The following is an 11,997-nucleotide window of genomic DNA, read 5'->3' as shown; positions in this document are numbered from 1 at the left end:
TGCCGCCTTGTCTCTTGTCCCTCCAGATATAGCGATAGATGCTCATGTGACTAATACCACCATGAACGCCGGCTATTTGTTCAGGACTCCAGCTGTCTTTTAGCTTATCTGTGACCCAATCCCATACGTCAGCGATGATGCTGGGCGCATTGTTTGACCGTCTGTCACAAGCCTTGTTATTAGCATTCTTTGCTCGGTAACCGCGCAGGCCTTTATTACGCCTAAGCTCTCTTGATATGGTGCTGGGACTTCTGTTTAACGCCCTCGCTATAAATTTAATACTATGTTTTGCCCCTTTAAGGGCATAAATCTGGTATCGTTCACCTAGGCTTAGATGTGTATAGTTCATGGTTGCAATCTCACTTTGGTCGGTGGATAAAAACTTTGATGCTAGCGCATCTAGGTCTTTTTTTCACCTCACATTTGGTATTGCACTTCATGTGTTAATCTAAGTAATAAATGAAATATCAAACTCATTAAAAGACAGATTCATTTAATAAGAAAAACCGCATAACATTCAATGTCATGCGGTTTTTCAAATATTGTTTCTATTTTTTAAACTACTTATTCATAACTAAGCAAGCATCCCACCATCGACAACGACGGTTGTACCCGTGGTATAACTTGAAGCGTCAGACACTAAGTATAATACCGTACCAGCCATTTCATCTGGATCCGCCACGCGCCCTAGCGGGATTGCATGTAATGCCATTTTTAAGACTTTATCATTGGTAGTCAAAGCAGAGGCAAATTTAGTGTCGGTTAAACCTGGTAATAACGCATTGACGCGAATATTTAACGGTCCGCATTCTTTGGCAAAAGATTTGGTCATACTGATGACAGCCGCTTTAGTGATTGAATAAATACCTTGCTTATCACCCGCGACTAAGCCATTGACCGAGGCGGTATTTAAAATAACGCCGCCGCCCTGCTCGCGCATCATTTTGCCAGCAGCCGTCGACATAAAGAAATAACCACGAATATTGACTTCGACGGTCTTATCAAAAGCGGCTAAATCCGTATCTAGGATATGCCCGTAATAAGGGTTGGCAGCGGCATTATTGACTAAGATGTCAATTTGACCAAATTCGCTTTTGATATGCTCAAAAATTGCGTCAATCTGCTCCATCTCGCCCACATGACAGGCAAAGGCGCTGGCTTTATGACCATCAGCGACAATGCTATCGGCAACCGCTTGGCAAGCATCAATCTTACGGCTAGAGACAATAACGTGTGCGCCTCTTGAGGCCAAAAGACGGGCGATAGATTCGCCAATACCACGGCTAGCGCCCGTGACTAAAGCAATCTTGCCGGTTAAATCAAATAAATCTTTCATTATTATTCCTTATATTTTAAATTAGCTATTCAGTTTTCAATTTTTTATCGTAACTACTTAATAAATTATAGTTGAAAAACTGCAAATCCATTACAAGGCAGCCGAGCGTAGATATTACGTATAGTAAATCGAGCGAGGCTAACACCGTAATGATTTAGCAGTTATTTGACTATTAAGCCAGCATACCGCCATCAAGGGTAAAAGCATGACCATTCATAAAGCTGCTCTCATCACTAGCCAGCCATGCAATCGCGCCAGATACTTCATCGACCTTACCTAAACGGCGCATTGGACTGGCTTTAATGGTTGCTTGCTGCGCACGCTCATCCATATTAGCCATAGTATTGCGTACCATTGGCGTATCGATAAAGCTTGGGCATACCGCATTAAAGCGAATATTGACGCGGGCATATTCATGAGCAGCAGATTTGGTCAGTCCCATCACGCCATGCTTAGCAGCGCTATAAGCTGACAATAAAGGCGCAGAACGCAAGCCAGCAATCGAGGCCACATTAATCACATGACCACCGCCATTCGGTGCCATACAGGCAACAGCGGCACGCATACAATGCCAGACACCTTTTAGGTTAACAGCGATATTACGGTCAAAATCCTCATCGCTAAGCTCATGCATCGGTACAGGCTTATGATCGATACCAGCATTATTTATCACCACATCTAGACCGCCTAAAGTGTCCATGGCAAAGGCAAACAATACACGAACTTCATCGCCGCTAGTGACATCGACCTTTTGAAAGACAATACTATTACCAGCGTCTTGGGCTTGCTTGGCAACAGCAGCACCCATTTCTTCTGCCAAATCGCCAATGACTACTTTGGCACCGCGACTTGCCAGTAGTAACGCGCTAGCCGCACCGATGCCAGACGCACCGCCTGTGATTAAGATACGTTTACCTGTGACGTTTGAAGCCGGTAAATTTGCTAAATTATTTGACTCAAGTCCATTTGTATTTAATGTCATGATTTATCCCTCTACCTTAAGTACCAGTTTTCCGAAGTTTTCACCTTTAAAGAGCATCATCAACGTATCAGGAAAAGTCTCGATACCTTCAACGATATGATCTTTTACTTTAATATCACCTGACTGAATCCAGCCTGCGATATCTTTCATCGCCGTCGGGTATTCTTTAATATTATCAAAGACCACAATGCCTTCCATCCGTGCACGATTGACCAATAATGACAGATAATTCGATGGCCCTTTTACTTCTGTCGTGGTGTTGTATTGGCTAATCGCCCCGCAAATCACGATACGCGCATGCAGATTAATTTGAGTCAGTACGTCATTTAAAATATCGCCGCCAACGTTGTCAAAATAGACATCGACGCCTTTTGGACAGGTTTCTTTTAACGCTTTTTTTACATTTTCATTCTTATAGTCGATTGCCGCATCAAAACCTAACTCATCGACTAAGAATTTACATTTCTCAGAACCACCTGCGATACCAACGACGCGGCAGCCTTTGATTTTGGCAATTTGCCCAACCAAACCACCAACCGCACCGGCAGCGCCAGAAATAACAACTGTCTCGCCAGCTTTTGGCTGACCCGTTTTTAATAAGCCAAAGTAGCCGGTCATACCTGGCATACCGAGCACGCCTAAATAATAAGACAACGGCGCAAGGCTTGGATCAACTTTATGTAGTCCAGTACCATCACTGATTGCATACGACTGTACGCCATTGTGACCTGCGACATAGTCACCGACTACAAACTTCTCATGCTTGCTTTCAATAACCTCACCCACAGTACCGGCACGCATCACTTCGCCAATCTGTACTGGTGCGATATAAGATTTGGCGTCGTTTAACCAACCACGCATCGCTGGATCGATAGAGATATATTCGATTTTAATCAGTAACTCACCGTCTGAAACAGTCGGTAGTTCTGACTCGGTATAATCCCAAGTATCAGCGCTCGGCTCGCCAACGGGTCTCGCTTTTAAACGCCACTGCTTATTCATTGTTGTCATTATTTATTCCTTTAAGTTTGTATTTTTTGTTAATACTAAAATTGTTAATATCAAACATGACTGAAAATCGATTAAAACCACTCTGCTTGCATATCGATACATACCGCATTGTCATTATTTAACAGCTCGATATCGCGATTGATTAATGGTAATTCCCAATCGATAAAGTACTTTGCCGCTTGTATTTTGCCTTGATAAAAGTTTTGTTTTTCGACGTCGGTTGTATCACTTAATAATTGCTCAGCTTTGCTGGCTTGGCGAATCCAAATCCAACTCACTACGATTGAAGCAAAGATATTCATCAATGCTTGGGCATTTCCGGTAAGCGTGATTGCTTTTTCTGTTTGTAGAATTTTACTTAAATGTACCAACAATTCATGTAAATGAGCCATATAAGGTATCAATTTACCTGCCAATTTGGCAGTCTCGGGCGTGGTTTTTAGAGTGGTTGTGCTTTCTAAATCCTGAGTAATTTCACGTTTTAGAATTTCAATACCAAGCCCTTTATTTTGCCATAACTTACGGAATGACAAATCTAATGCCTGTACGCCATTTGTGCCTTCGTGGATAGGATTGAGACGGTTATCACGCCAAAATTGCTCGGCTTGATACTCACGCGTATAGCCTGCGCCGCCCAATACTTGGATACCCAAATCATTGGCTTTAGGACCATATTCAGACGGCCATGCTTTTAATACGGGCGTGAGCAAATCTAATAACTCTGAAAGCTCATTTTTTAGAGTCGCATCCTCACAAGTATTGATACGGTCAATCAGGTTTGAGCCGTATAAGCATAAGGAAATGCCGCCCTCGCTATAAGCTTTTTGCGCCAGTAACATACGCTTCACATCACCATGCTGAATGATAGCGGTTGCTGGATCTTCAGGTTTATTATTCGGTGCGATTCTACCTTGCGTGCGGTCCTTGGCATAATCGAGCGAATATTGATAACCGCGATAACCAATCATCGCTGCGCCAAAACCAACCGCAATGCGCGCTTCATTCATCATTTTAAACATATAGCGCAAACCAAAATGCTCTTCACCGATAAGATAACCCTGACAGTCACCTTTATCACCAAAGCTCAGTGCGGTAGAAGTCGCGCCTCGATAACCAAGCTTATGAATCAGTCCGGTTAGATGCACATCATTGCGCGCGCCAACCGATAAATCCTCATTTAAACGATACTTTGGCACGGCAAATAAAGAGATACCTTTGACACCACCGGGACCGCCCGGCACTTTAGCTAAAACCAAATGCACAATATTGTCAGACAGTTCGTGATCGCCACCTGAAATGTAAATTTTGCTGCCTTTTACGCGATAGCTGCCATCGTCTTGTTTGATAGCAGTGGTTTTGATATCAGCAAGTGAGGAGCCAGCATGTGGCTCTGTTAATGCCATGGTGCCAGTGAATTCACCGGTTAACATACGCGGCATAAAGGCGTTTTTAATCTCATCACTGGCAAAATGTGAGATGACATTAATCGCCGCCGTGGTTAAAAATGGATAAGCAGTAGTCGATGGATTGGCCGCCATAAAATAGCCTGCCACCGCGGTCATCACGGTTTCAGGTAATTGCATGCCACCATCGTCGAAACTATAACGACCAGCGATAAAGCCTGACTCACGAAACGCATCAAAGGCGATTTTCACATCGTCTATCATGGTTACCTTTTTGCCATCGAACTGCGGCTCGTTTTTATCCGCTACATGGTTATGCGGCAAAAATAACTGAGTCGCAATTTTATTGGCAGTGTCCAATACCGCATCGAACGTTTCGCGGCTGTGTTCTGCAAACTTAGGATGCTCGGTTAAATGTTCAGTACCCAATACATCGTAGAGTTGAAACGGTAATTCAAAATCGTTGATAAGCGTATCTGCTGCCATAGTGTTCTCGCTAACTAATTAAATTTGGTTATCAATTGATATTAATCTAATTTAGCACGTTGCCGTATTGTCATTTATGACATAATTACGGTCAAATAAGACATTTATAAGCCGCCGAGCTAAGTAAATACAGCTAAGAAATAAGTTATCTTAGAACGCAGTTATCAAAAAACAGCCATTAAAAAAAGATAAAGGAAAACAGATAACTATGCCCTATTTCAAACCTTTTAAAGTGATTATTCTTGGCTTCGATGGGGTGCTTGGTAGCGTGCTTGCTGGCGCGTTAGACCTGTTTTCATTTACCGGTGTCAGTTGGCAACGATTTTCGGGTGAAGCCGTAGAGCCTAGATTTAATGTGCAGATAGCAAGCCTAGGCGGCGCAGATATTAGATGTAGCAATCGCTTAATCATGCAAGCGCATTGCGATATTCGAGATGTGACGGAGTGCGACTTATTATTAATCCCAACCATTGGCGATTCTATCGATAAGGTATTGAGCCAAAATAGCCAGTTAATTCCACATTTACAGCGGTTGGCAAGTACCAAAGCAGATATTGCTAGTAATTGTAGCGGTGCTTTCTTTTTAGCAAAGGCAGGATTGCTCGATAATAAAATAGCCACCACCCATTGGGGCTATGCGAGTAAATTTAAGGCAGACTTTCCACTGGTTGATTTGCAAGAAAACCAGTTTGTCACTCAATCAAAGAATCAATCAAAGAATCAATCAAAAAGCCAGTCAAAAAGTGACTCAATAACCCAGTCGGGCAATATCTTTTGTGCGGCGGGAGGAAGCGCCTTTTATGATTTGGGATTGTTATTAATAGAGCGCTATTGCGGGCGTGAGATTTCTACCCAAGTGGCAAAAACTCAAATCATCGATAGCAAAAGAGGTAATCAGAACAGCTATACCAATGTGACTTTGCATAAACCGCATGCAGACCAATTGGTTCAGCAAGTACAAGAGTTCATTGAAGAGAACTTCAATCAGCCTCTACAAGTGAGCAGTTTGGCAGCCATGGTTAATATCACACCGCGCACATTAAATAGACGCTTTCAATCCGCTGTCGCTATGCGTCCGATTGAGTATATTCAAGCGGTGAGAGTTGAACAGGCAAAACGTTTATTGGAGTTGGGCGATGTGACGATAAAATCGCTGGCGCATCAAGTCGGCTACGATGATATCTCCTCATTTACTCGCCTGTTTAAACGCGCCACCGAGCTGACCCCAAAAGAATATCAGGATAAATTTTCGCGATTGGCTATTTAGGTTTTCTTTGTTGCTGATTTCTCTAATGACTAAAGATTTTGCCATAACCCTTCGACATGAATAGAATCAGGCTTAATCGTTGGATAATCGCTAAATGCCAATTGATAACCACCGACTGTATTTGGGCTAACTTGACAGCTCGCCCCAAGTGGAAAACTGTGTTTTTGCCCAATATGACCAAAGCTCATGCCACTATAAATCGGCAATCCTGTGAGTTTATGCAGTTGACGAATCACTGTAGCCACATCGTAGCGCTTGTCATAACTGTCCTCACCTGCGCCCGATAACGCACCAAATATAATCGCTTGCTGCCCTTTAAACACGCCTGCTAAATACAAATCATACAGCATGCGCTCAATACGATAGGTTTGCTCGCCCACATCTTCTAAGAACACAATGCCGCCGTCAATACGTGGTAAATACTCGCTGCCTGCCAGCGCTGATACTATACTTAGGTTGCCACCCCAGATAGTACCGGTTAAGGTTTTTGGTTCTGCAGTTGTTAAGATACTGGGTAAATTCGGACTGGTCAAAGATGCATCATTTATATTAATCACCAAATTGGGATTGGTTAGTGCTTCTGCAAACTGTCGACAGCTGACCTGATCGGGTTTAGTTTTGCCAAACTCGCTATATAGCATCGGCGCGGCAAGCGAGCTCATATCCCCTTTTGCCAGTAATGCACACTGGATAGCGGTCACATCGCTAAAGCCTGCGAGTATAGCACCGCGCTCTTTCATGATACGACCCAGCGTTGACCAATCAACCATCGGTAATAAACGCATCGCACCATAACCACCGCGTACACCCAGCAGCAGCTTAGGGGCTGCGATAGCACCGGTGGCAATGTTTTGTAAATCGCTTGCTCGCTGTGAATCAGTACCGGCAAAACGCAGATACTGCCGCTTAGTAATCGTAGGATTGTCCACTTTAAAACCTGCACAGGCCAAGCGATCTAATGCCAACTGATTGCGCTCATTACTACCACCGACGTTGGAACTGGCAAAAAGCCTCGTCTCAATACTTGGCGTGATACAGCTTATTTGCGGTTGTAATGTCTGAGAAGGTATTGCTTGGGATACCGAACTCTCATCAAAAAATGCCGTTGGCAAATCATCTTTGGTCAGCTGTGTGCCATTATCTTGAGCAATATTATTAGATGCTAGTGCCTGAGTAATACCTTGGGTCGCTAATAACCCTACACCAGTAGAGACACCCATTTGACGTAAAAACTGGCGGCGATTCAGCCCAGCCATACTTTTTATAGGTGATTCAGCCGCTTTGTGCTCACTCTCATTTTTATTATTTTTTAATGATTGTACAGAAGGTGTTTTTGAAGCCATATTTTGTTGCTACCTATCAATTTTTATCTTGGTATCGTTTTAAGTGATTTTTATCTTTATTATTAACTGACTTATAACATCGAGACATCGCATTGTAGCTTGTTTATCAGCGTTTAAAGTTGCCCAATCTTTGCCTATATTTACTTTTTCGCTACTTTATGGCATAAAATGGCTCAAGCAACTTGCATACTCACCACCACAAACCCAACAAATCGTTATGGCACGATATTGGCACACGCCATAACTTTGTTATAGTATAAGAATACCGAATGCTGTGAAATAAGGATAATAACAATGGCTGATAAAGCAACTGACAAACAAAAAAAAGATGACATCCTAGATGCAGATCTTGAATACATTATAAATGAAGAAGAAAAGCTCAAAGAAAAACTACAAGATAGTAGCCATCTTGAACGCTTCACCAAAGACTTGATGCTGTTTGTGAGTTTAATTAAGGATTATTATAAAGGCAATTATCGCGATATTCCTTACAAGACCATCTCGGCCGGTGTCGTCGGCTTGCTTTATACCTTGAACCCGATCGATATCATCCCAGACTTCATCCCTTTTATCGGTCATATCGACGACGCACTAGTACTGGCATTTTGCTTAAAACTGATTGAAAAGGATTTGCAAAAATATCAAACCTGGAAGAAAGCTCAATCAACTGCCAAATCTACCACTGACTTAAAGAAAAACGCTTAGCCTTGTACCCGTTATAAGTTTTAAACGAGCATAGTAAAAAGCCACGACCGATAAGCATTTATCAGTCGTGGCTTTTTTAACGTCTTAAGATTTTTTAACATACCCAGTGAGCATCAGCCGCTAGCCTGGCACATCATAACTAGATTTTTCAGGATTGAGACCAAATGAATAAACAAAGGTTCCAACGAGGCTATTGACGATAATAAAAGGCAAATCAATGCTAGTGTGCCCTAATGCGTAACGACCGATCAGCCACGAGACAATTAGCATAATGATAAAAAATCCGCCGAGATACGCCAATATTGCTGGATGCTTTAGATTATAAGGCTGCTCAGGTTTAGGCTGTTTGTCCAATACACGCGTTCTGATTGCCCAACCAGCCGCATAACAAAACCCACCCAACACTACATAACTAAAAAAATTCATATTGCCTGACTCTGATGATATGGTTATTTATAATAAATGACGTTTATTCAATACTGTTTTATAACGGCTACCTAGACACTATCATTAACGTTATCAATCACAATATTGGCATGAGGATTGGCTAAGATGTCGGTATTAACGTCGTCACATTCCACGCGATAAATGGTGTTGGCACCGCGATAAATATAGGATAGATACTCACTGTCTAATAACGGATCGATATTAGCATAGACAGGTTTGACATGTGCTAATACCAGTACCCTATCAGGGCGACCAATGACGGCATCAACATTATCAGGGTCAATAGAGAAAAACGTTGGAATATCGCTTTTTTCAATCACTTCTAACGGTTCAGCATCATCCCAAACACGCTTGGTGCTTGCAGGCTCCTTCATTTGCATCACCCACGCACCATCTTGTTGACTGACTTTGATTTGCGCCGGCTCGTCATCACTGACGGTATAGCAACCCTCAAATATTGATAAATCCGCTGCCGGCTCAACCATTTCAGTATCGGCTTGAGTGTTGCTATCATTACAAGCACTCAAAAGTAGCGCGCTACTCACCACAATACCAACCATCAAATGTGACAGTCTTTTATAAGAAATGTTTGAGCGTAAGGACATAATCAGGTTATCCTGCATTCGTGCATGAAAGGCTTTTATTAAGCGCGTTATTGTTCAAAATATAGTGGATTCACTTTAACAACGATACAGTGCTGTAACGCCGATAGTTTTCAGTTTTATAGTAGACTCTTCTTTTAAACTGCGTCTATTTTAACAGAAACCCCGTCTGTTTTTCTTGTCATGTTCGCCTTAATATAGTCGGTTCTAAATAAAAAAGATACGTTATGATATGACGCGGATGCTGTACCGCTTTTATATTGAACTCACTATTAGTTGCCATTTTAGGACAAGAAAAGCGTGATGATAGGTGTCAGAGAATTGGCAATAGCTGGTTTTACGATTTTGTGTATTGCGACTGCCCATATCAATCATAGATTTGCTATACTCAAGCCTAAAATATAAAGTGCTAGCTCTCGTTAAAACAACGTTAGCAGAAGCTTTTTTACGCTACCCTACGCTTCTTATATATTAGGTCAATACATTTTTATGTCAGACAATCAAGCCCCAGCACAGCAGCTCAATACCCATAACGCCATAAATCCGTTGGCCGCTAAAGCAAACACGATCGTTGCTTACACGGACGGCGCTTGTAAAGGCAATCCCGGTGCTGGCGGCTGGGGTGCGCATCTTATATTCAGCGATGGTCAAACGCAGGATTTATATGGTGGCGATAGCGAGACGACCAATAATCGCATGGAGCTAATGGGTGCGATACAAGCATTGAGACACAGTCCACTTGAGCAGAAACTTGAGATTTGGACAGACTCAAGCTATGTCAAAAAAGGCATCACCGAATGGATTGAAGGCTGGAAAAAACGCGGCTGGAAAACAGCCAGTAAAAAACCCGTCGCCAATCAAGACCTTTGGCAACAATTAGATGAGCTTTGCCAACAGCGTAATGTAGATTGGCACTGGGTCAAAGGTCATGCGGGACATGCTGGTAATGAAAAAGCAGATGAGCTGGCAAACCTAGGCGTGACGTCCAGCAGTGACAATTTATCGGTGATAGACACCCAAGCAGCGGCTAAAAAAAAAGACCAAATAGTAGAAACTAAACCAACCGCTAGCGATGATTGGCTAAGTTTCGACCCGCTGGGTCTTGATATGATAGAAGATGATGACACAGTTGATGAGCCTGATAACGAGTCTGACGCAGCGCTATCAAAAAGCGATAACGATAAAAACCATACTAATAACATGGTAGATAACAACGCTATAATAGACACGAATCGCTATCAGGATACTGCTAGCGACCCAAAGAATCCTACAGATACACCGGGACCACAGACCTTTATGACTGATACTACAATAAATACTCAAATACCAGAGACAGAAATTGATATAAGAGCTAATAAGGTAGCGGATACACCAAAATTCGATGGTGATACCAGTCGAGCCAATCCGCATTTTATACCGCTGTTACCTCAGCCTATCCACCGTCACGAGTCTGACCGTCAGCTTATTATGGATACCGAGACTACAGGCCTTGATCCACTAAAAGGCGACCGTATTATCGAAGTTGGTATTGTGGAGATGATCGGGCGTAAATTTACCGGTGAAAAGCTACACGTCTACATCAACCCACTGCGCGGTATGGACGAGGAAGTTATTCGCATTCACGGGATTTCTGAAGCATTTTTAACCGATAAACCAACCTTTGATCAAGTCGCTCAGGCACTCTATGAGTTTATGGATGGTGCTGAGATTATCGCTCACAATGCCACGTTTGATATGAACTTCTTAAATATGGAGTTTGCCAAAGTTGGTATGAATGACTTTGCCGAGCGGGTAAAAGTGACTGACTCGCTGGTAATGGCAAAGCAGCAATATCCTGGGCAAAAAAACACCCTAGATGCTTTAGTACGTCGCCTAGATGTCGGTAAGCAAGACCGTACGTTTCACGGGGCCTTACTTGACTCTGAAATTTTAGCTGAAGTTTATCTGGCGATGACTGGCGGGCAAGTTACGCTAGCCATCGAAGAAGACACCCAAGCCGATGGCGGACATACCGCTCATGCAAATTTTGCTAATTTAGCCGCTTTATTACTAGAATCGAGCAGCAATGAGAGCGCCAGTCAAAGCTGGTATACAGCACTTGCCGAAGACTACCCTGAGCTAAAAGCCAACATGTAACGTCATTTAAAACGTTGATGATATCGAGCATTTGCGCAATAACATTTGTATAATATAGCCTTGATTATTGTTATATTAAGCGTTAAAACATACTAATAAATGCTTTCTAAACACCGTTTAAACCATCGTCATTCTCATTAGTACATTATGGAAAACACCTATGGACCAGTCTGCGCAAATGAAGTTAACCGCCCCAACGCTTAGGGGCTGTATAGAATTGGGAAATAGTTGAAAAAAATAAGCAACGCCTTACACTCTTGTTTACCACAACAAAGAGAA

11 protein-coding genes are annotated in these 11,997 nt (G+C 42.6%); 3 read left to right on the top strand and 8 right to left on the bottom strand.

Translation table 11 applies throughout. The annotated features are described in order from the left end of the window. From EI162_RS11560 to EI162_RS11540, 5 genes are all read right to left on the bottom strand, one after another. Nucleotides 1–349: helix-turn-helix domain-containing protein (locus tag EI162_RS11560; protein WP_192523111.1), on the bottom strand; the 349-nt coding region annotated here is incomplete at its 3' end. 225 nt (nucleotides 350–574) lie between these two features. Beyond that, nucleotides 575–1,336, bottom strand: coding sequence for an SDR family oxidoreductase (locus EI162_RS11555; RefSeq protein ID WP_192524492.1), 762 nt, complete (start codon nucleotides 1,334–1,336; stop codon nucleotides 575–577). A 172-nt stretch (nucleotides 1,337–1,508) separates the two neighbouring features. Continuing rightward, entirely contained in the window at nucleotides 1,509–2,318 is an 810-nt protein-coding gene (locus tag EI162_RS11550) for an SDR family NAD(P)-dependent oxidoreductase (protein WP_192524491.1), read from the bottom strand. 3 nt (nucleotides 2,319–2,321) lie between these two features. After that, the gene (locus EI162_RS11545) at nucleotides 2,322–3,329 is read right to left on the bottom strand and encodes an NADP-dependent oxidoreductase (protein ID WP_192524490.1); all 1,008 of its coding nucleotides are present in this window, start codon (nucleotides 3,327–3,329) and stop codon (nucleotides 2,322–2,324) included. Between the two features lie 71 nt (nucleotides 3,330–3,400). Next, complete coding sequence (locus tag EI162_RS11540; RefSeq protein ID WP_192524489.1) at nucleotides 3,401–5,218, bottom strand: acyl-CoA dehydrogenase; 1,818 nt, start codon at nucleotides 5,216–5,218, stop codon at nucleotides 3,401–3,403. Nucleotides 5,219–5,426: 208 nt separating this feature from the next. Between EI162_RS11540 and EI162_RS11535 the strand changes: the two genes are divergently transcribed. Then, a complete protein-coding gene (locus EI162_RS11535; RefSeq protein ID WP_192524488.1) occupies nucleotides 5,427–6,485 on the top strand; it encodes a GlxA family transcriptional regulator in 1,059 nt (352 codons plus the stop codon). A 29-nt stretch (nucleotides 6,486–6,514) separates the two neighbouring features. On the opposite strand, the gene EI162_RS11530 is transcribed toward EI162_RS11535, so the two are convergent. Next, nucleotides 6,515–7,741 (bottom strand): LD-carboxypeptidase, encoded by a 1,227-nt coding sequence (locus EI162_RS11530; RefSeq protein ID WP_192524494.1) that lies wholly within the window; start codon nucleotides 7,739–7,741, stop codon nucleotides 6,515–6,517. A 381-nt stretch (nucleotides 7,742–8,122) separates the two neighbouring features. On the opposite strand from EI162_RS11530, the gene EI162_RS11525 reads away from it, so the two are divergent. Then, entirely contained in the window at nucleotides 8,123–8,533 is a 411-nt protein-coding gene (locus EI162_RS11525) for a YkvA family protein (protein WP_192524487.1), read from the top strand. 120 nt (nucleotides 8,534–8,653) lie between these two features. Here EI162_RS11525 and EI162_RS11520 read toward each other — a convergent pair whose 3' ends face one another. Both EI162_RS11520 and EI162_RS11515 read right to left on the bottom strand, forming a co-directional pair. Continuing rightward, a complete protein-coding gene (locus EI162_RS11520) occupies nucleotides 8,654–8,959 on the bottom strand; it encodes a hypothetical protein (RefSeq protein ID WP_192524486.1) in 306 nt (101 codons plus the stop codon). 71 nt (nucleotides 8,960–9,030) lie between these two features. Further along, nucleotides 9,031–9,585 carry a hypothetical protein gene (locus tag EI162_RS11515; RefSeq protein WP_225735232.1) on the bottom strand — a complete coding sequence of 185 codons (555 nt, stop codon included), beginning with the start codon at nucleotides 9,583–9,585 and terminating at the stop codon, nucleotides 9,031–9,033. A 486-nt stretch (nucleotides 9,586–10,071) separates the two neighbouring features. Here EI162_RS11515 and dnaQ point away from each other — a divergent pair, with 486 nt between their 5' ends. Next, nucleotides 10,072–11,718 (top strand): DNA polymerase III subunit epsilon, encoded by a 1,647-nt coding sequence (gene dnaQ, locus EI162_RS11510; RefSeq protein WP_192524485.1) that lies wholly within the window; start codon nucleotides 10,072–10,074, stop codon nucleotides 11,716–11,718. The last annotated feature ends 279 nt before the right edge of the window (nucleotides 11,719–11,997 follow it).

Source organism: Psychrobacter sp. FME6 (assembly GCF_014861365.1).
Classification (GTDB): domain Bacteria; phylum Pseudomonadota; class Gammaproteobacteria; order Pseudomonadales; family Moraxellaceae; genus Psychrobacter.
This window is presented reverse-complemented; position numbering and strand designations above follow the sequence as displayed.